The following is a 21798-nucleotide window of genomic DNA, read 5'->3' as shown; positions in this document are numbered from 1 at the left end:
AACACTCCCAAAATACAATTCCTGTGTATCGTCTTTCTACCTACGCAGATCGCTCTGCAGACAGGTCTCTAGAAAGGAGGTGTTCCAGCCGCACCTTCCGGTACGGCTACCTTGTTACGACTTAGCCCCAGTTACCAGTTTTACCCTAGGCCGCTCCTTGCGGTGACGGACTTCAGGTACCCCCAGCTTCCATGGCTTGACGGGCGGTGTGTACAAGGCCCGGGAACGTATTCACCGGATCATGGCTGATATCCGATTACTAGCGATTCCAGCTTCACGGAGTCGAGTTGCAGACTCCGATCCGAACTGTGATAGGTTTTATAGATTCGCTCCTACTCGCGTAGTGGCTGCTCTCTGTACCTACCATTGTAGCACGTGTGTGGCCCAGGACGTAAGGGCCGTGATGATTTGACGTCATCCCCACCTTCCTCGCGGTTTGCACCGGCAGTCTTGCTAGAGTTCCCGACATTACTCGCTGGCAACTAACAACAGGGGTTGCGCTCGTTATAGGACTTAACCTGACACCTCACGGCACGAGCTGACGACAACCATGCAGCACCTTGTAATATGTCCGAAGAAAAGTCTATCTCTAAACCTGTCATACTACATTTAAGCCCTGGTAAGGTTCCTCGCGTATCATCGAATTAAACCACATGCTCCACCGCTTGTGCGGGCCCCCGTCAATTCCTTTGAGTTTCATTCTTGCGAACGTACTCCCCAGGTGGGTTACTTATCACTTTCGCTTAGCCACTCAGACCGAAATCCGAACAGCTAGTAACCATCGTTTACGGCGTGGACTACCAGGGTATCTAATCCTGTTCGCTACCCACGCTTTCGTCCCTTAGCGTCAATACATTATTAGTGATCTGCCTTCGCAATCGGTATTCTAAGTAATATCTATGCATTTCACCGCTACACTACTTATTCTAACCACTTCATAATGATTCAAGACCTGCAGTATCAATGGCAATTTTCCGGTTGAGCCGAAAACTTTCACCACTGACTTACAAGCCCGCCTACGGACCCTTTAAACCCAATGATTCCGGATAACGCTTGGATCCTCCGTATTACCGCGGCTGCTGGCACGGAGTTAGCCGATCCTTATTCGTAGAGTACCGTCAGAGCCTGACACGTCAGGCGGTTTCTTCCTCTATAAAAGTAGTTTACAACCCATAGGGCAGTCTTCCTACACGCGGCATGGCTGGATCAGAGTTGCCTCCATTGTCCAATATTCCTCACTGCTGCCTCCCGTAGGAGTCTGGTCCGTGTCTCAGTACCAGTGTGGGGGATCTCCCTCTCAGGACCCCTATCTATCGTAGCCTTGGTATGCCGTTACCATACCAACTAGCTAATAGAACGCATAGCCATCTTGTAGCGATAAATCTTTAATGATTAAATGATGCCATCTTATCATACTATAAGGTATTAATCCAAATTTCTCTGGGCTATCCCTTACTACAAGGTAGGTTCTATACGCGTTACGCACCCGTGCGCCGGTCGTCAGCATCAGTGCAAGCACTAACCTGTTACCCCTCGACTTGCATGTGTTAAGCCTGCCGCTAGCGTTCATCCTGAGCCAGGATCAAACTCTTCATCGTGTATTCTTAAATATTATCTAAAAACAACACAACAGAAATTATAAATCGTATCTCAAAAATGATTCTAGTCTTAATTCTTATTGTAAAACAATTATATAAATATAATCGCAATACGCGCTGTCAATCAATATATCAATGAACTTTAAATCCCTGCCTAAATACATCAGGACGCCTCTTAAATAAGAGAGAAGCAATCTGTCACAACCACTCCCGGATCTCTTGCTAGTAACTAAGGAATCGAACCCTAATAATGACCTAAATCACCATACTCCAGTATCACTCATTTCCGCTATGAACTATCGCTTGTTTCTCAAAGCGGGTGCAAATATACAACCCCTTTTTAATCCACCAAAACTTTTTTGAAAATATTTTGAAATAAATTAAAAAGCCCTAGAAAATCACCGTAATACCAAAACAAAAAAAATAGCACCACCGTAAAACAATAACGAAAACCTCAATGAACTTAACAAAACAATACCCCGTTTTGCGGGTGCAAACATACAACCCTTTTTCTAATCAACAACACTTTTTTAAAAAGATTTTTATAACCTTTTTATAACACCCTAAAAACATTATCGTTAGAGATAAAAAAAACACAATAATTAAACAAAACAAACCTCTACACTCACTACAATAGACTTACTAATGGGTGTGTTGCCATCAAAAACATAAATTAACAGAATGCTTCATTTAATCTCACTAAACCACCGGTACCTCGATATCTAATATTGTGCCCCTACCCCTCATAGCATCAATATGAAGTGTACCCTTCAGTTTTGCAAGTCTATCTCTTATACTTTGTAACCCTATACCTTCTTGTTTTATTCCTTTATCAAAACCAACTCCATTGTCCTCATAAATTATATGAAGTATATCATTCAATAAATCAATCTGCAAGGAAACCTTGGTAGCGCTAGCGTGTTTTAAAGTGTTCGTAAGCAACTCTTGGACAATTCTAAATATTTCAACTGATATTTTCTCATTTATAGTATCAATTTTTTCTTTTGGAAAAACATTAAATGTCATTTTCATTTGATTTGCACTTACCATAGCTGCCATATATTCTTCCAGCACATCAGTAAATCTATTTCCGTAGAAATTGTCGGGTATCAAATTATGAGATATTTTTCTAACCAGCTTATAGGTCTCACCAACTTGCTGCTTTATTTGCTCTAATTCTTTACTTAACGCTACAGTTGAACCCAATTTTAGATTAATTGCCGCCAAATTACCACCTATACTATCATGCAAATCCTGAGCAATCCTTCTTCTTTCTATATTTTGAACATCAAGAGAAGTTTTTATTAGATTCAACTCTTGCTCTTTTATTAAAGATTTAACTCGTTCTTCGTTAATTTCCTGCTGCTGTTGATTCAACTTATTTTTTGCAATTAGTTTTTGCTTATAAAAGATCAAAAGAACAACACTGACAATTGATACAACCAGAAATGCATAAAAAAGTAATTTTCTTTGTTTTCTTTCAGAAACCAATAAATTATCTTTTATCTCCTGATTTTTTTAAAGCAATTCTATTTTTTTCTCCCTGTCTAAAATATCATACTTAACCAGTAACTCAGCGATTTCTTTATCCTTCTGAATAGCGCGTAAAGAATCTTTTAGCATAAATCTCCTGGTAGTTAATTCTTCAGCTTCTTTGTACTGTTTTTGTGCTTTTAAAGAATTACTTAAATTTTCCAAAATCTCAATTTCAATATCAATAAATCCTTTTGATTTTACTCGTTGCAATAGATCTGAATAAATACTAATTGCTTTTTCTAAATTATTTTTTTTATGGTACGCTTGAGCTAAGGTATTACCAGATAATAATACAAATTTCAAATTTTTATCCTCAAACATATTTTGTACCAACTCTCCATAATAAATAGCTTCATCAAATTCTCCCATTTTTAGATAGCAACCACTTATACTTTCTAAACAATAACCTCTCGCTTTGTAACCTTCCGGAGCCTCACACGCTTTTTTTAAATAATAAAGTGCATTCTTAAAATCATTTTTTCTAACATAAATTTGTCCAAGATTGTTATACGAAAAATATACGGTGCTATTGTTTTTATCAATCTCAATACTCTTTTTATAATAAGGAATTGCTCTATCATATTCTTTCTGATCTAAGTAATAATCTGCCAAGCCTCTAATGTGATGCACAGACATCTCATCACCTACCAGCTGATTCTCATACAAACCCAAGCCTTTTAAGTGGTACTCACCTCTTATTTTTACCAATCCCTTAAAACCATATCCAACAGCCAACATATTAAAAGCTTTACTTAACCATTGATAAGATAGTGAATCGTTTCTACCTATTGAGAGCTCATAAATTTGATTTCCATAATAAATGGTAGAATCCGCAACCTCTTTTTCCATATAATATCTTCCTAAATAATCCAACCCCCATATACGAGCCTTTTTATTGTCTAAAAGCGGTTTAACCAATGGAAAAAACTCTTCAGGATTTAAGTTATTCATATTCTGAAGCTTTTTCTCTAAATCCTTACTAACGTAATCAGTTTTTTGAGATAAAATAAACTGACTACCTAGAAACAAAACGAAAAAAAGTATTGTTTTTAGAATGTGATTATAATTGAATGTTTTTTCTTTACCTAGATGTGTTTTCATAGTAAAATCGTAAGTCAAAAGCCACTGACTACTTGCACAAATGAACAAAAAAGAATACATAACTCAGTATTCCGATAGTATTTTAAAAAAAATTAACCAAAAAGCCTAGAGATTAAACGAGTACATTTTTTTGTTCTATTAACTAATAAGAAACACATTAAAGAGCATATTATTACCCCTCCCAATATTTTATTTACTTTAAATATTAGTAATTATTGTGAGGATTTTATTATCGTATTATCTTTGCCTCTTTAATTAAAGGAAGAATGATCAAAATTACGTTACCAGACGGTTCGGTTAGAGAATACAATGGCAGTGTTACCGCCATGGATGTTGCCAAGGATATAAGTGAAGGATTTGCACGAAATGTCATTTCTGCAAAATTTAATGACACTACGATCGAAACATCCACAGAATTAACAACCGACGGGAATTTAGTTTTGTTCACCTGGGGAGATGATGATGGAAAAAAAGCTTTTAGACACTCCTCCTCACACGTTTTAGCACAAGCCTTAGAAGAGTTATATCCTGGAGTAAAACTATCTATTGGTCCAGCTATTGACAATGGATTTTATTATGACGTAGATCTTGGAGACCAGACAATATCTGAAAAAGATTTTAAGAAAATTGAAGATAAGATGCTGGAAATAGCTCGAGGAAAACATGATTTTAAAATGAGATCTGTTTCGAAAGCAGATGCTTTAGCTAAGTACAAAAACGAAGGTAACGAGTATAAGATTGAATTGATAGAAAACCTGGAAGATGGAACTATTACTTTTTGTGATCACGATACATTTACCGATTTATGCCGAGGAGGACACATTCCTAATACAGGACTAATCAAGGCTGTCAAAATAATGAGTGTTGCCGGTGCTTACTGGCGTGGAGATGAAAACAACAAACAACTTACCAGAGTTTATGGGACTTCATTTCCGAAACAAAAAGAACTGAAAGAATATCTAGAATTATTAGAAGAAGCTAAAAAACGAGATCATAGAAAACTTGGAAAAGAGTTAGAATTCTTTACGTTTTCCCAAAAAGTAGGCCAAGGATTACCTTTATGGCTACCTAAAGGAGCTGCTTTACGTGAGCGATTAGAACAATTCTTAAAAAAAGCTCAGAAAAAGGCCGGTTATGAAATGGTCGTAACACCACATATTGGACAAAAAGAATTATACGTAACCTCTGGACATTATGCCAAGTATGGAGAAGATAGCTTTCAACCTATAAGTACTCCAGCTGAAGGAGAAGAGTTTCTTTTAAAACCTATGAACTGCCCTCATCACTGTGAAATTTATAACAGTGGCCCTTGGTCTTATAGAGACCTTCCTAAGCGTTATGCAGAATTTGGAACCGTATACCGTTACGAACAAAGTGGAGAACTTCATGGACTCACTAGAGTACGTGGATTTACACAAGATGATGCACATATATTCTGTACGCCTGATCAATTGGATTCTGAATTCAAGAAAGTCATAGATCTTGTTCTATACGTATTTGGTTCTTTGGGTTTTGAAAATTTTACAGCACAAGTATCTGTAAGAGATCTTAACAACCCTGAAAAATATATCGGAGATGTTTCTAATTGGGAAAAAGCCGAAAATGCAATCATAAGTGCTGCAAAAGACAAAGGTCTTGATTATGTGGTAGAAAGTGGTGAAGCTGCTTTTTATGGACCCAAACTAGATTTCATGGTAAAAGATGCATTAGGAAGAAGTTGGCAATTAGGAACAATACAAGTAGATTATAATTTACCTGAACGGTTTGATCTTGAGTATAAAGGAAGTGACAATGAGATGCATAGACCGATAATGATACATAGAGCTCCTTTTGGAAGTATGGAAAGATTTATTGCTATTTTGCTAGAACACACAGCAGGTAACTTCCCGCTTTGGTTAATGCCTGAACAAGTTATTATTCTATCAATCAGTGAGAAATATGAAAAATACGCTGAAAAAGTTTTAAATTTGTTAGAAAATAACGAAATTCGCGCCCTTGCGGATCATAGAAATGAAACCATAGGTAAGAAAATCAGAGAAGCAGAAATGAAAAAAATTCCTTACATTGTTATTGTAGGGGAGCAAGAAGAAGAAAATAACACCATATCTGTTAGAAAACACGGAGGAGAAGATATTGGAGCTGTTACTATCGAAAAGTTCACTGAAATTATCAATACAGAAATAAATAGAACGTTAAAAACATTTAACGGATAAAATAATTAAGTTTAATTTAAAATTTTAAGTCATAGCAATAAGAAGAAGAAGGTCTCAGAAACCACTAAGAGTAATTAAAGAAGATGCTCACAGAATCAATCACAAAATTAGGGTTGACGAAGTACGCCTGGTTGGCGATAATGTAGAAGTTGGTGTATACCCAACTAAAAAAGCACTAGCACTTGCTGAAGAGCAAGAATTGGATCTTGTAGAAATTTCTCCAAAAGCGGTACCTCCTGTTTGTAAAATAATGGACTATAAAAAGTTCTTATATGAACAGAAAAAAAGGGACAAAGTTCTTAAGAACAAAGCTACCAAAGTCACCATCAAGGAGATTAGATTTGGACCAAACACGGATGAACATGATTACGAGTTTAAAAAAAAGCATGCAATCAAGTTCTTAAGTGAAGGAGCTAAACTAAAGGCATATGTTTTCTTTAAAGGTCGTTCTATTATATACAAAGATCAAGGGCAAATATTATTATTAAGACTTGCTCAGGAACTTGAGGATTATGGAAAAGTAGAACAGATGCCCAAATTAGAAGGTAAGCGTATGATTATGTTTATTGCTCCGAAAAAAACGAAATAAAAGAACAAGACTTTTAAATTAAAAAAGTTTTAAAAATAATAAGTGAGATTATTATAAAAACAAGGATACAATGCCTAAAATGAAAACTAAATCCAGTGCTAAAAAGCGTTTTAAGCTTACCGGTACTGGTAAAATCAAAAGGAAGCACGCTTTTAAGAGTCACATTTTGACAAAAAAATCAAAGAAGCGTAAGCTGGCTTTGACGCACTCTACGTTAGTGCATAAAAGCGATGAAAATAGTATTAAAGAACAATTACGTCTAAAGTAATCGCTTTTTAATCAGGTTAGAATTATTATAAACCCAGGAGTTGGGCCTTTACTATTTGAAATTTTCAAATTAAAAAGACAAAGAGTCGATCAATCGGCCGCCTACTACTAAAAAATTTAAAATTATGCCAAGATCAGTAAATTCTGTTGCAAAAAGAGCTAGAAGAAAAAGAGTTCTTAAGCAAGCAAAAGGTTACTTTGGACGTCGTAAAAACGTTTGGACAGTAGCAAAAAATGCAGTTGATAAAGCAATGTCATATGCTTATAGAGACCGCAGAAACAAAAAAAGAACTTTCCGTGCTTTATGGATCACTCGTATTAATGCAGGTGCACGTTTACACGGTATGTCTTATTCTCAATTTATGGGAAAAGTAAAAGCTAATAATATCGAATTAAACCGAAAGGTGCTTGCAGATTTAGCGATGAACAACCCAGAAGCTTTTAAAGCAATTGTAGAAAAAGTAAAGTAATTTTTAAATAATATATTTTCTCACTTATAAAAAACCTCGTCGAATTGACGAGGTTTTTTCATGCTATGCTACTTATTGATCTTGGATCAATGAAACGTATATATCGAATAAAGTAAGTGAATTAAAAATGAACAATTCGAGCCTTTAAATTGAAACCACAATTATTGCTTCGCAACTATATTTACAGTTATTTTACAAACTGACAAAAATTATTACATATATGCTTTTGATTACGAGTCTACAAAATCCAAAAATTAAATTCTTGCATCAACTTAAAGAAAAATCCAAATTAAGAAAAAGAGAAGGACAATTCGTGATAGAAGGCAAACGCGAAATTTCTCTCGCAATTTCAGGTGGATATAAAATAAGCCAAATCTATTTTTGTGATTCGATTATATCCAAAGAAGAAGTTATGTTTATCACAGAATCTGTTAATGGTTCAATTGACTATTTTAAAATAACTTTAGATATTTATCAGAAACTTTCTCACAGATCAACTACCGAAGGGATTCTTGCAGTTGCTTATTCTAAAGAAATATCATTAGAACAGTTAGACCTACATACAGACAACCCATTAATTTTAGTTGCAGAATCACCAGAAAAACCGGGAAATATTGGCGCACTTCTTCGTACAGCCGATGCTGCCAAAGTAGATGCATTTTTGATTGCTAATCCAAGAACAGACATTTATAATCCGAATATTATAAGATCTAGTGTTGGATGTGTTTTCACAAACAAAATTGCTTGCGGAACTACAGAGGAGATAATTCAATATTTAAATGAAAGAAAAATTAATATTTATGGGGCCGCATTACAATCTTCAGAAAATTATTACGCACAGGATTATAATAAACCTACAGCTATTATCGTTGGTACAGAAGACAAGGGCTTAACCGATGAGTGGTTAAAAAACACTACACAAAATATTAAAATCCCCATGAGTGGTGTTATAGATTCAATGAACGTTTCAGTAGCTGCGGGAATACTAATTTTTGAAGCAAAACGACAACGCGATTTTGTTGTCTGAAACTTAAAAAATCATTAACTTTCTAAAACCTACAAATCCCAAAGCTACAAACATAAACAAATGACATCAAACCTGCTATTTCAACTATTGATTGCTATTATTATTATAGTATTTCTGATAGATTCTCTTTTGGATATTCTTAATGCAAGACACTACAACAATCATATCCCAGAAGAACTTTCTGATGTATATCCAGAAGAAGAATATCAAAAATCAATCGCTTATAAAAAAGCAAATTACAAGTTCAAAATGGTTTCTTCTTCTATTTCATTATGCATTATGCTACTATTCTTTTTTTTGGATGGTTTTGCCTGGGTGGATGCAATTGCCAGAAGCTTTTCTGATAACTCAATAGTCGTAGGGCTTATTTTTTTTGGTATAATCATGATAGGTAGTGACGTTTTATCTACACCCGCTGCTTACTATAAAACTTTTGTTATAGAAGAAGAATTTGGCTTCAATAAAACGACGGTAAAGACTTTTTTTATTGATAAAATCAAAGGAATCATTATGATGATCATTGTTGGTGGTGGATTATTGGCTTTAATTATTTGGTTTTATGAAATTACCGGAAAATATTTTTGGGTATATGCTTGGGCATTGATTTCTGTTTTTACGCTGACTATGAACATGTTTTATGCTAAGCTCATAGTCCCTCTTTTTAATAAACAAACGCCTCTGGAGCCAGGCGAATTAAGAGATACTATTCAGGAATATTCCAAAAATGTGGGATTTCAGCTAAAGGATATTTTTGTAATTGATGGATCTAAAAGAAGTACCAAAGCAAACGCATATTTTTCTGGTTTGGGAAGTGAAAAAAGAATTACACTGTATGATACACTTATAAAAGATTTAAACAAAGAAGAAATTGTAGCAGTTTTAGCACACGAAGTAGGACACTACAAAAAAAGACATGTTATAATAAATCTTCTTTTATCTATACTGTTAACCGGTATAACATTATGGTTTTTATCCCTTTTTATAGCAAATCCTCTCCTCTCTGAAGCATTGGGAGTAGAAATACCGTCATTTCATATTGGGCTAGTAGCATTTGGGATTCTATATAGCCCGATATCAGAAGTTACGGGTCTGATTATGAATATTGTTTCAAGAGCATTTGAATATCAAGCCGATGATTATGCCAAAGACTCTTATGATGGGGAGGCACTTATCAACAGCTTAAAAAAATTATCAAAAAATAACCTAAGTAATCTAACACCTCACCCGGCTATGGTATTCATACATTATTCTCATCCAACACTTTTACAAAGGATCAAAAACATAAGAAAATAAAACCATCATAATAGACTTGGTGATTACAATTCTTAGTTGTATTTTTAACTATTACTCAAGGTTAAAATATAAATTTTATCTTTAGTGAGAATACACACAATAATATCAAAAAAAGGGCTTTCTAAGAAAACTTTTTAGTATGACTGAAGCCGCTATAGAAGAGGAAAACAAGCAAATTGCAAAGCAATATAAAGAATTGCTTCGTATTAGTTATAGGGATCTTAGTAAAGATGATAAAAAACTAATACGACAAGCATTTGATATTGCTGTAGATGCCCACAAAGATCAACGACGTAAAAGTGGAGAAGCCTATATCTTCCACCCTATTGCTGTGGCCAAAATCGTGGCTAGTGAGATAGGACTAGATGCTACCTCTATTGCAGCTGCCTTGTTGCACGATGTTGTAGAAGACACAGAATATACTCTGGTAGATATTGAGCAAATGTTTGGTGAAACTGTAGCTCGAATAGTTGACGGACTCACGAAAATTTCCTCATTAAAGAAAGATAAAGATATTTCGCTACAGGCAGAAAACTTTAGAAAGATGTTACTTACTCTTAATGATGATGTGAGAGTAATCATCATTAAAATTGCAGATCGTTTACACAATATGCAAACGATGGACTCAATGCGTCCAGATAAACAGGTCAAAATTGCCTCTGAAACTCTTTATATTTATGCTCCTTTAGCTCACAGAATTGGTCTTTATAACATAAAAACCGAACTAGAAGATTTAGGATTGAAATATACAGAACCTGAAGTTTACAAAGATATATTCGAAAAGATAAAGGAAAGCAAAGAAGAACAGGATGCTTATATAAAAAGGTTTTCTGATAAAATAAAAGAAGGTCTTGATAAAGAAGGTCTTGATTATGAAATCAAAGGTCGACCAAAATCTATTTTCTCCATACGTCGTAAAATTTTAAAACAAAATATTTCTTTTGACGAAGTATATGATAAATTCGCCATTCGAATTATCTATAAAGCCGATGATATAGAAAACGAAAAGTTCATAGCTTGGAAAATCTATACAATTGTTACAGATTATTATCGTCCTAATCCAATTCGGTTAAGAGATTGGATTTCACAACCTAAGTCGACAGGATATGAAGCATTACACATTACGGTTATTGGACCTGATAGTCGATGGGTAGAAGTTCAAATACGAAGCGAGCGTATGCACGAAATTGCCGAAAAAGGATATGCTGCTCATTATAAATATAAAAATAAAGAAGAAAAACAAGATCAAGGCCTGGACGGTTGGCTTAACAGATTACAAGAAGCATTAGAAAACTCTGAAGCTAATGCAGTAGATTTTGTAGAAGAATTTAAACTCAACCTATATTCTAAAGAGATTTTTGTTTTTACTCCTGAAGGGGATCTTAAATCTTTGCCCAAAGGTGCTACCGCACTTGATTTTGGATTTAGTGTCCATACCGAAGTAGGGTTACGAACCAGAGGAGCGAGAGTTAACAACAAATTGGTGCCTTTGAGTCACGAGCTCCAAAGCGGAGATCAGGTAGAGATCATTACTTCCACCAAATCAAAACCGTCTTCAAACTGGTTAGATTACGCAACCACAGCTAGAGCCAGGTCAAAAATAAAATCTGCATTACGCGATGAAAAGAAACAAATTGCAGAAGAAGGAAAAGTGATTCTAAAACGTAAACTACGATCGCAAAAAATCACTATGAGCGAGAAAGTAGTAAACGAACTTGTACTATATTTTAAACTAAAAACTAGTCAGGATCTTTTCTATAGAGTAGGTATTGGCACTATTGATAATACAAAAATCAAAGATTTTGCCAACGCACGCAGTAATGTCTTTATGAATTTTATAAAAAATAGGATTCGAAGAGGAAATGCAACAGATGTAAATAAAGATGAGATCACCTCCAAATATGATTTATTGGTATTTGGTAAAGATTCTGAAAAATTAGAGTACAAATTATCTAATTGTTGTAATCCTATCGCAGGAGATGATGTTTTTGGCTTTATTACGGTTAATGAAGGAATTAAAGTGCATAAAAAAGATTGCCCAAATGCCTTGCAATTACAAAGTAATTATGCATACCGAATCATACAAGCAAAATGGATCGATTCGAGTCAAGAAGAATTTAAAGCAGTTATAAGACTCAACGGAATTGATAATATAGGTGTTGTTAATGAAGTGACCCAAATCATTTCAAATAATATGCATCTGGCTATTTATAATATGAATTTTGACACCAACGACGGAGTTTTTACGGGTAAAATCACGGTAGGTGTTAAAAATAAAAACACTTTAAAAACAGTTATCCAAAATCTCTCTAAAGTAAACGGTATTGATAAAGTAGTTAGAGAATAAAATCATTCATTTTTTTTATGAATAAGTATTTATAAATTGGTCTTTCTCTAATAAAAAAATAGTGTAAATTTGCTTTTTAAAGCATTATGAGTACCAAAACAACTACGCAAAACGATCAAAACATCGTTAAAAATGTGTTTACTAGTTTTCTAGAGGAAAATGGTCATCGAAAAACACCTGAGCGCTACGCTATACTTCAGGAAATTTACGAAAGTGAAGAACATTTTGATATAGAATCACTATATATCAAAATGAAAAATAAAAACTATCGAGTAAGTAGAGCAACTCTTTATAATACTATAGAACTTTTACTGGATTGTAAACTCGTTAGAAAACATCAATTCGGTCAAAGTCAGGCACAATACGAAAAATCATATTTCGACAGGCAGCATGATCATCTCATTCTCACAGATAGCGGCGAGGTCTTGGAGTTTTGTGATCCCAGAATACAATCCATAAAGAAAACAATCGAAGAAATTTTTGATGTAGAAATTACAAATCATTCTTTGTATTTCTACGGAACTAAAAAGAAACCAACAAATCAAGAAAACTAATGGCGGTAAACTTACTACTTGGTCTTCAATGGGGAGACGAAGGTAAAGGAAAAATTGTAGACGTTCTTACAAAAAATTATGACATTATAGCTAGATTCCAAGGTGGGCCAAATGCTGGACATACCTTAGAGTTTGATGGTATAAAACATGTTTTACATACGATTCCTAGTGGGATTTTCCACGACAAAGCGATCAATCTGGTAGGAAATGGTGTTGTCATCGACCCGGTAATCTTTAAAAAAGAATTAGACAATCTAGCTAAGTTTAATTTAGATTATAAATCAAAGTTGGTTATATCCAGAAAAGCACATTTAATATTACCAACTCATAGAATTCTTGATGCTGCATCAGAAGCGTCAAAAGGAAAAGCAAAAATTGGTTCTACCCTTAAAGGTATTGGTCCAACCTATATGGACAAAACCGGTAGAAATGGTATTCGAGTAGGAGATTTGGAACTAAGTGACTGGAAAGAGCGTTATCGCAATCTAGCCAATAAACACGAAGCGATGATCGATTTCTATGATGCAAAAATAGAATACAATCTGAAAGAATTAGAAAATGAATTCTTTGAAGCTATCAAAATGCTAAAATCATTAACTTTTATTGATAGTGAAGAATATTTGTATCAAGCACAAAAAGATGGTAAAAAAATATTAGCAGAAGGAGCACAAGGATCCTTACTAGATATAGATTTTGGAACCTATCCGTTTGTTACTTCTTCAAATACCACAGCCGCTGGAGCCTGTACAGGTTTAGGCGTAGCTCCTAATAAAATTAAAGAAGTTTTCGGGATTTTCAAAGCATATACTACACGAGTAGGTAGCGGACCGTTTCCAACAGAGTTATTTGATGAGGATGGAGAAACTATGGGGCGTGTTGGAAATGAATTTGGCGCAACGACCGGAAGACCACGTAGATGCGGATGGCTGGATTTGGTAGCGTTAAAATATGCAGTCCACGTAAATGGAGTTACACAATTAATGATGATGAAAGGTGATGTGCTTAGTGGTTTTAAAACCTTAAAGGTTTGTACTGCTTATAAATATAAAGGTAAAACGATCACTCATCTGCCCTACAACATTGAACCGGAAAATGTAACTCCGGTGTATACCGAAATGAAAGGATGGTCGGAAGATCTTACCAAAATGACAGATAAGTCTCAGTTTCCAAAAGAACTAAATGAATATATCGAGTTTTTAGAAAAAGAACTGGAAACACCAATTACAATAGTTTCGGTAGGGCCGGATAGAACGCAAACTATACATAGATAATAGAATATGTAATAATATAATATCAAATTCCTCAAGCATCTATATTTGCTTGAGGAATTTTTATTTTGACAAAGCTTACAATCATATTTCAATTACAAGATTGGGTTTAATAGATTTAAGTAATACATTTGAAACACGAAAAACAATACCCATGAAAACTAATAAATTATATTATTTCTTATTCATCATAGGAATCATCTTCACTGTCTCCTGTAATCAATTATCCAAAGAAGAACAGGAATTCGATACCTTAATGCAACAAGTAATCGATGTCCACGATGAAGTAATGCCTAAGATGGGAACAATGAGTTCCTTAATAAAGGATCTAGAACCTAAAATTGACACTACCACAACTGGAAAATCATACGCAAAAGCTCAAAAGGACCTTAAAGATTCGTATGATTTTATGATGGATTGGATGAGTGATTTTAGTAATAAATTTCCTCATGGAGAAGAAATTACAACTGACGACTTAGAAAAATTTACCAGTAAGATGAAAATGCTAAAAGAAGAGGAAGTAGAAGTTAACAAGCTAAGAGATCAAATCAATTCTAGTATCGATAACGCAAAAAAAATATTGAAAAAGTCTTAACCACTTGTTTTTAATTATAGTTGCTAAAATTGTTATATTTTTGCTGCTGCAACAAATCGTTTAAATCCAATGAGAAAATTTATTTTATTTACCTTTATACTACTATTGACCAATACGGTAGTACACGCTCAAAAAAAGAAAGATCTATTAGCAGAAATTGATAAACTAAGACAAGAGTTAAAAACTACTGAAGGAGAATTGACCGAAGCTCGTAAGAATGAAAAAGTAGCTCAGTCCAAAGTAAAAACAATGGAGACTCAAGTAGCTGACCTGAAAGAAACTAATGCTACGCTATTAACTAATATGAGTAGTTTTACAGAGCTTTCTAACAAAAAGGCTAGTAACCTGCAGACATCACAGGAAATTATTAAGGCAAAAGACAGACAGCTTAACGCTATTAATGATGCTATTACTAGCAACGATTCTATTAATCTAGCGGTGTTTAGTAAATTTAAAAATGCTATCGGAGGTGACAACATAAAAATAAGCAATGGCACCATTTTTATTGTGTTACCAAACACCACACTTTTTGGAGAAAATGATAAAAATTATGTGGTTGATGACAAAGCAAAGCCTACTTTAGAAAAGATTGCTGCTACATTAAATGCAAATCCTGATCTTAATATAGTAGTAGAAGGAAATAGCAACGCACTAAAATTAGATGGAAAAACGTTAATCGATAATTGGGATTTAAGTTCCAGACAAGCTGCATCTGTAGTTAGAGTGCTGCAAACAGATTATAAAGTAGATCCAAAAAGAATGGAAGCTTTAGGAAAAAGCGAATATGCTACAGAAGGTATTGAAACAGTTACAAGAATTATCATCGATCCAAAATTTGATAAGTTCTACAATATGGTAAAAGACAATATGAAGAATTAAACCATAACTTTTACGTTTTCAAAAAGCCCGACTGAAATCAGTTGGGCTTTTATCTTTCATAAATCTTGTTACTTTTTCTGGATTAAGAATTTGTAAGTTTTTTACTTTTAAAATCAGTTGGATTCATTCCGGCATGTTTTTTAAAAAATTTAGAAAAATGTCCAGCTTCCTTATAACCCAACTCGTAGGCTATTTCTTCAGAGGTTTTATCAGAATACAGTAATAAACGTTTTGCTTCTAAAACTATACGCTCATTAATGGTTGCCAAAGGTGACTTATCACTATATTTATGGAATAGGTTTGAAAGCGTTTTAGGAGATTTAAATAAAAGCTCTGCATAATCTGCAACCTGATGTTTCTCTCTAAAATGTTGCTCAATCAAAACATTAAATTTTCTAATAATATCCAATTGGTTATTTGGTAAATCCGGCTCCGGTAAATCTTCTTTTATAAGTCTTCTTGATTTGATAAGAAATCTTGTTAAAAGTGTTTGAAGCATTTCGCCTTGTATGTTGTCTTTAGTCTCAAATTCTTCTCTAAAAGAATCAAACATCATCTCAAAACTTATTTTTTCTTTCTCATCAAGTGATAATATTTGTGGTATAGAGGATCCAAAAAACAAAAAACCATTACAGGAAACTTCCTGATCATGATCTCTGATACAATAAAATTCTCTATTAAAAACTAATGAAATCATCCCTGCTGTCCCCTTCTCTATCTCTAAAACATTGATTGGAGTACAAAAAATAATTTGATCTTTTTTTAATTCAATGAGAGATCCGTCAACGTGAAAGCTTACCGGATAATCCTTGCTCCAAATAATTTTATACAATCCTTTATCTCTTAATAAATCTAATGCCGCAGAACAGTTAAAATCCGTATAAATAAAGGAACTTTCATCTTTTATACTTGAATAGTCTAATCTCATATTCAAATTAACAAATAAATTTTATCAAAAAGAAAAATCTACACTGAAGGTTATACTAACTTACGATATTGATTCATTTATTTTTTAAGAAAATAGGTACCAGAAAAACCTTGCATTCTGCACATAAACTATCCACCTACACGCTGCTCTTCATCTTCTGTACCACCTTTTCTCTTCCCTGCGTTTTTTACTTCTTTATTTCCGAAAGCATATTGGATATAAAAATTAAAATTACGACTATCGCTACCACCACTACCGCTGATGAATAAATCTCCGAATTGGGTAGTACCACTCCACGGTATTGTATAAAGTATATCATTGACCGTAGCTTTTACTGTCCAATTGTCCCAGGTTTTCTGTATTGCTAGGTTTAGTGAACCTAAGGCATTTGTTTCATAAGTACCTCCCCATATAGAAGGACTACTATACCAACCACTTATTTCTAACTTATAATTTTTGGGTAGGCTGAATGTATTTTGTGCATATAATCCAAAAGTCTTTTGAGATGTTGAAATAAATGCAGGATTAGTAGCGGTATATTTGTTATAAGAACCATAAACATTAGCGTATGCACGCCACCAATTATTAACCTTAAAAGGATAAGAAAAACTTAAGTTATAAACTTGCTGATCGGCTACATTACGTGTACTCAAAAAGTTTGTATTTTCGCCTACAGCCTCGGTAACTTGAGCAAAAAAATCTGAAACAAATGAATAACTAAAACTAGTTGTGAGGGTATATTTATAGATGTGTGAAAGTTTTATATTATCGGTGTATTGAGGTTGTAAAAATGGGTTACCACGTCTGAAACTAAGCTCATCAAGTTGATATTCAAAAGGATTTAAATCCTGATAATTTGGTCTTTGAATTCTACGACTGTACAATAATGCCAACGAATTGTTTTGACTTGCCTGATATGTTATCCCTGCTGAAGGAAAAATATCTGTATAACTTCTGGAAACGGTTTCATCAGCATTTTCATTATCTGCTGTTAGTATACCTCTAGAATCTGTTGTTTCGGATCTTAATCCAGCTTGGAATTTCCATTTATTTCTTGAATAATTATACTTTACATAACCCGCATAAATTTTCTCGTCGTATCCAAACTGGTTGCTCCTATCTAAGTTTAATACGCTTTCTCCATTAATTTCATTAAAGAAGTCGAAGGTATTATCAGTATTTACCTGTGATACCTTCACCCCTGTTTCTAATATCCCTTTTCCAACTTTTCGCTCATAGTCTAATTTACCGGCAAAAATTTCAATATGAATAGGGGTTATTTGTTGAGTGATGCTAGTATTGAGTATTTCTCCATTAGCAGTTGTGTAGAAATTGGGTTGATTATTAAATCGATCTCGTATGTAATTACCATAATCCAAATCTGCGCTTAGACTAGTTCCTGACGTATCTTGATATCTATAATTTAAGTTTACATTAAAATTTCTGGTTTCATTTTCAGAGGAATTTGGAGCTTTTAATATACTATCAATTCTTTGAGTAGCCCTATCTATAATAGGAGTAATTGTTGTAGATCTAGAATCAGAATCATTCGAGTTAAAAGACACCATAGCTCCTACAGTACTTCTTTTAGAAGCATAATAATCAGTGCCAAATCTTATGTTATTTGAAAATCTATCATATTCAGAGTTTGTTTTTGCATCAAAAATTTTATCTCCTTGTACACGGTATAAATCAAGAAAACCAGTCGAACGTCCTACGTAATTTGAATAAGATCCATACATATTCCATTTCTTTAATCTGCTAGTAAAAGAAATAGAATTGTTTGTACGTACATAATCACCTATTGTTAATGTACTGGAGATACTCCCACGAGTTCCAAGTCCCTTTTCTCTCTTCAATCGAATATTAATGATTCCGGCATTTCCGGCCGCATCATATTTTGAGGAAGGTTGTGTAATAATCTCAATACTTTCTATAGTATCGGCATTTAGCGTTTGTAAATAAGCGGTAAGATCACTTCCTTCAAGAAAGCTTTGTCGACCATCGATATATACAAGAACACCTGCCTTACCTTCTACTATGATCGCATCATTATTATCAAGTCTTACTCCCGGAGCTTTACGCATTAGCTCCAATCCGTTTACTCCGGCATTACCAATAGTTCCATCAACGTTGAACACAGTTTTATCTGGTTCTACTTGAATAACTGGTTTTTCTGCTATTACTGTAACCCCTTCAAGCTCTTCTTCTTCAAGTTCCATTTCTACGATCTTTAAGTCCAAAACAGTGTTTTTAACAACAGTTTTTATTTGAATCGTTTTAAAACCGAGGTATGAGATACTCAACAAATATTCATCTGGCATTATTTCTTTAAACCTAAACTTTCCGTTTTCATCGGTAATGGTAGCTTTTACTAAATTTCCTTTAAGATCTTTTAATAAAATCGTTACATATGACAGAGGGTTTTGATTTTGATTTTGTTCTACCACTTTACCTACAATTTCCTGTGCTTTCACAAAAGAAATGTTCAATAATATTATCAAAAAAAGCATATGTATTTTCATAATAGTTTTAATTTTTAACGAAGATGGAAAACAACAACATCAATTAGAAACAAAATGAGATGGATGGTCATATAAGACGATGAAGTGAACTAATCCAACTGAACTGTTTATAGGGCGACTCGCCGAAAACAGTTTTGCATGAACAGTACAAGACCATACATTTGATCTAACTAAAATAAAACACTATGAAATATTTTATAATTACAATTTTACTGATGACAAGTTCCGTTTCGAAAGCGGCATTAACGTTAAACGATCATTACTATTTACAGATCGTTCTAAATGACGGTACTAATGTGAGTTACCCTCCAGGTACAGGATTCTTACTGGAAAATAAAAATGGAAATAACATTCTTAATCCTTCTAAATTGATTGAGCTTAGATCTTATAAAATAAATAACGAAAATACGTTGTATGTATTCCCTACCTATAAGACCACTCCGGATGTGTACGATATTACTGAAGGTACATTATACATGAAACTTGCAGAGTATATTGATAAAAAAACAACGAATCAAAATCGTGTTAAGGATAAAGTGAAAAATATATCAAGTAATAACGTGTCGTTACTTAAAAAACGATTTTTTGATTATTCCGATGAAAATGGGTACGATACCAGTATAGAATTCTCTAACGATGTAATTTTTTACTTCAGGGATGGGAAAGCAGAAGCATGGCAGCAAGGAGAAACCTTAAAAATCGAAGGGAAATATATAATTTATAGTAAATTGGGTATTATTAAATTGAGTTACAATCCATTTAATAAAGAAATTTGGTATGTATTTGAAAAGTATTAAAATGAATAAGGATTTATTAAAAATAAAATGGTCTGAAGCGGTAGCACTAATAGGCACCTATTTTTTACTATCGCTTTTGTACCATATAACATTATGGTTCAATAGAGCGGGATATAATGAAGATCTTAACACGCTGTTTGTACCAAAAAACTGGTTTTTCAATGAAGGGTTGCATTATTCGATAATGCTGGTCGCAACCATCATAGTTTGGTTTATAGTGTTCAGAGTTTTTCGTCATTGGCGATTAAAATATCGTCTGCTATTGCACACTATCGGCTTACCATTTTTCATTTTATTTGCCTGGCCTCTATTTTATTTTATTTGTGAAAGTATTGGAGAATGGCATCTTCAGGGTCCTGCTCAAATATGGGATGTCTACATACCTATGTTAATATATATCATTCAATTTTCATTAATACACGCTTATGAATATTATGTAATCAATCAACGTAAGCTACAATATGAAATTGAATTGAAAAATTCAGCTCTTAAAAGTGAGTTAAGTGCTATAAAAGCTCAGCTAAATCCACATTTCTTATACAATGTTTTTAATACAATAAATGCAAGTATTCCTAAAGAGATGGAGGAAACCAGAGAGATGATTGCAGAACTTGCTGACCTGTTCCGTTATCAATTAAAAGCCAGTAGAGAAGATTTTGTTACACTAAAAGAAGAGCTGGAATTTGTAAATAACTACTTAAAATTAGAGCAAAAGCGCTTTGAAGATCGTCTAATTGTCAATATAGACGTCCCAAATAATTTACTTTCACGAAAAGTGCCACCTATGATCTTACAACCCTTAGTAGAAAATTCTGTTAAACATGGTATTTCTCCTCTATTAAAAGGAGGTAAGATAGAGATTATTGTTAGCGAAGAAAATGACAAATTAATCTTCGAAATTAATGATACTGGAATAGGCGTGAAAGATAAAGAAGCAATTTTTAATTTTGGAGTAGGCTTAAGTAATACCCAGAAACGTCTCCAAAAAATGTATAAATCAACCTTGCAAGTGTCAGATAATATACCAAATGGATTAAAAATTCAATTTGAGATATGAAAAAAGTTGTAATTGTAGATGACGAAAAATCTGGACGTTTTCTAATCAAAGAATACTTGGAATACCATAGCCAATTAATTATTGTGGGGGAAGCAAACAATGGAGTGGATGCAATAAAGGTAATTAATGAGTTTAAGCCGGATCTGGTTTTTATGGACATACAAATGCCAGGGCTCTCGGGTTTTGATGTTTTGGAACACTTAGAGGAATTACCTACTATCATATTTAGTACGGCTTATGACAAATATGCTCTTCAAGCGTTTGAAGTACACGCAGTAGACTATTTACTAAAACCTTATACAAAAGATAGGTTCGATAAAGCAATTGCCAAAATCAACGATAGTTCTCCCAAGGAAATAGTACCATTAGCAGAACAATATATCATGTCTAAAACTGAGTACCCAGACAGAATTATCGTAGAAAAAGGAAATAAGTATGTTACCCTCTCTATACATGATATATTTTATATAGAAGCCTTTGGAGATTATTCAAAACTGTATTCTAAAACGGATGTATATATGAGTAATCGTGGAATTTCTCAACTAGAAGAAAAACTAAACCCTAGCCAATTTTTACGAATTCACAGAAGCACCATTGTAAGTCTGCCAGCAATAAGTGAGGTAAGCCGTTACGGAAAAAGTTACATGCTTATACTTCAGAATAATGCTAAATTAAAAGTTAGTAGAACGTATGCTGATAAGATAAAAGCGCTAATTCTATAGAAATTTAGTTTATGTTATCAAGGAACATATTA

General features: G+C 33.8%; 18 protein-coding genes and 1 rRNA gene. 14 read left to right on the top strand and 5 right to left on the bottom strand.

Annotated elements, in window-relative coordinates; genetic code table 11:
* Positions 1–72 precede the first annotated feature (72 nt).
* From ACE94K_RS12790 to ACE94K_RS12780, 3 genes are all read right to left on the bottom strand, one after another.
* A 16S ribosomal RNA gene (locus tag ACE94K_RS12790) occupies positions 73–1598 on the bottom strand.
* Positions 1599–2297: 699 nt separating this feature from the next.
* Positions 2298–3089, bottom strand: a complete 792-nt coding sequence (locus ACE94K_RS12785) for a sensor histidine kinase (RefSeq protein WP_378172762.1) — start codon at positions 3087–3089, stop codon at positions 2298–2300.
* Positions 3090–3116: 27 nt separating this feature from the next.
* Positions 3117–4235: a tetratricopeptide repeat protein gene (locus ACE94K_RS12780; protein ID WP_378172760.1), complete on the bottom strand. Its 1119-nt coding sequence runs from the start codon at positions 4233–4235 to the stop codon at positions 3117–3119.
* A 266-nt stretch (positions 4236–4501) separates the two neighbouring features.
* Between ACE94K_RS12780 and thrS the strand changes: the two genes are divergently transcribed.
* The 11 genes from thrS (at position 4502) to ACE94K_RS12725 (ending at position 15737) form a co-directional block, all read left to right on the top strand.
* Positions 4502–6448, top strand: coding sequence for a threonine--tRNA ligase (thrS, locus tag ACE94K_RS12775; RefSeq protein WP_378172757.1), 1947 nt, complete (start codon positions 4502–4504; stop codon positions 6446–6448).
* Between the two features lie 73 nt (positions 6449–6521).
* Positions 6522–7037: a translation initiation factor IF-3 gene (infC, locus tag ACE94K_RS12770; RefSeq protein WP_378184278.1), complete on the top strand. Its 516-nt coding sequence runs from the start codon at positions 6522–6524 to the stop codon at positions 7035–7037.
* Between the two features lie 70 nt (positions 7038–7107).
* On the top strand, positions 7108–7305 hold the full coding sequence (rpmI, locus tag ACE94K_RS12765) for a 50S ribosomal protein L35 (RefSeq protein WP_027394180.1): 198 nt from the start codon (positions 7108–7110) through the stop codon (positions 7303–7305).
* 124 nt (positions 7306–7429) lie between these two features.
* Positions 7430–7774 (top strand): 50S ribosomal protein L20, encoded by a 345-nt coding sequence (gene rplT / locus ACE94K_RS12760; protein ID WP_219010935.1) that lies wholly within the window; start codon positions 7430–7432, stop codon positions 7772–7774.
* A 220-nt stretch (positions 7775–7994) separates the two neighbouring features.
* Positions 7995–8801: a TrmH family RNA methyltransferase gene (locus ACE94K_RS12755; RefSeq protein WP_378172752.1), complete on the top strand. Its 807-nt coding sequence runs from the start codon at positions 7995–7997 to the stop codon at positions 8799–8801.
* A gap of 60 nt (positions 8802–8861) precedes the next feature.
* Entirely contained in the window at positions 8862–10094 is a 1233-nt protein-coding gene (locus tag ACE94K_RS12750) for a M48 family metallopeptidase (RefSeq protein WP_378172750.1), read from the top strand.
* Between the two features lie 139 nt (positions 10095–10233).
* A complete protein-coding gene (locus ACE94K_RS12745; RefSeq protein WP_378172747.1) occupies positions 10234–12441 on the top strand; it encodes a RelA/SpoT family protein in 2208 nt (735 codons plus the stop codon).
* A gap of 86 nt (positions 12442–12527) precedes the next feature.
* A complete protein-coding gene (locus ACE94K_RS12740) occupies positions 12528–12995 on the top strand; it encodes a Fur family transcriptional regulator (RefSeq protein WP_027394175.1) in 468 nt (155 codons plus the stop codon).
* Positions 12995–14266, top strand: a complete 1272-nt coding sequence (locus tag ACE94K_RS12735) for an adenylosuccinate synthase (protein ID WP_378172744.1) — start codon at positions 12995–12997, stop codon at positions 14264–14266. Before ACE94K_RS12740 ends, ACE94K_RS12735 begins: the two co-directional genes overlap by 1 nt.
* A 151-nt stretch (positions 14267–14417) precedes the next feature.
* Positions 14418–14858, top strand: coding sequence for a hypothetical protein (locus ACE94K_RS12730; RefSeq protein WP_378172742.1), 441 nt, complete (start codon positions 14418–14420; stop codon positions 14856–14858).
* A 69-nt stretch (positions 14859–14927) separates the two neighbouring features.
* On the top strand, positions 14928–15737 hold the full coding sequence (locus ACE94K_RS12725) for an OmpA family protein (protein WP_378172739.1): 810 nt from the start codon (positions 14928–14930) through the stop codon (positions 15735–15737).
* Between the two features lie 82 nt (positions 15738–15819).
* On the opposite strand, the gene ACE94K_RS12720 is transcribed toward ACE94K_RS12725, so the two are convergent.
* Entirely contained in the window at positions 15820–16665 is an 846-nt protein-coding gene (locus ACE94K_RS12720) for a helix-turn-helix domain-containing protein (protein WP_378172737.1), read from the bottom strand.
* A gap of 128 nt (positions 16666–16793) precedes the next feature.
* On the bottom strand, positions 16794–19142 hold the full coding sequence (locus tag ACE94K_RS12715) for a TonB-dependent receptor domain-containing protein (RefSeq protein ID WP_378172734.1): 2349 nt from the start codon (positions 19140–19142) through the stop codon (positions 16794–16796).
* 233 nt (positions 19143–19375) lie between these two features.
* On the opposite strand from ACE94K_RS12715, the gene ACE94K_RS12710 reads away from it, so the two are divergent.
* From ACE94K_RS12710 to ACE94K_RS12700, 3 genes are read left to right on the top strand one after another with little or no spacing between them, the layout of a single operon-like run.
* Complete coding sequence (locus ACE94K_RS12710; protein ID WP_378172732.1) at positions 19376–19987, top strand: hypothetical protein; 612 nt, start codon at positions 19376–19378, stop codon at positions 19985–19987.
* Position 19988: 1 nt separating this feature from the next.
* The gene (locus ACE94K_RS12705) at positions 19989–21044 is read left to right on the top strand and encodes a sensor histidine kinase (protein ID WP_378172729.1); all 1056 of its coding nucleotides are present in this window, start codon (positions 19989–19991) and stop codon (positions 21042–21044) included.
* Positions 21041–21766 carry a LytR/AlgR family response regulator transcription factor gene (locus ACE94K_RS12700; protein ID WP_378172726.1) on the top strand — a complete coding sequence of 242 codons (726 nt, stop codon included), beginning with the start codon at positions 21041–21043 and terminating at the stop codon, positions 21764–21766. Before ACE94K_RS12705 ends, ACE94K_RS12700 begins: the two co-directional genes overlap by 4 nt.
* Positions 21767–21798 lie beyond the last annotated feature (32 nt).

The sequence above is a fragment of the Aquimarina besae genome (assembly GCF_042434905.1).
GTDB lineage: Bacteria > Bacteroidota > Bacteroidia > Flavobacteriales > Flavobacteriaceae > Aquimarina.
This window is presented reverse-complemented; position numbering and strand designations above follow the sequence as displayed.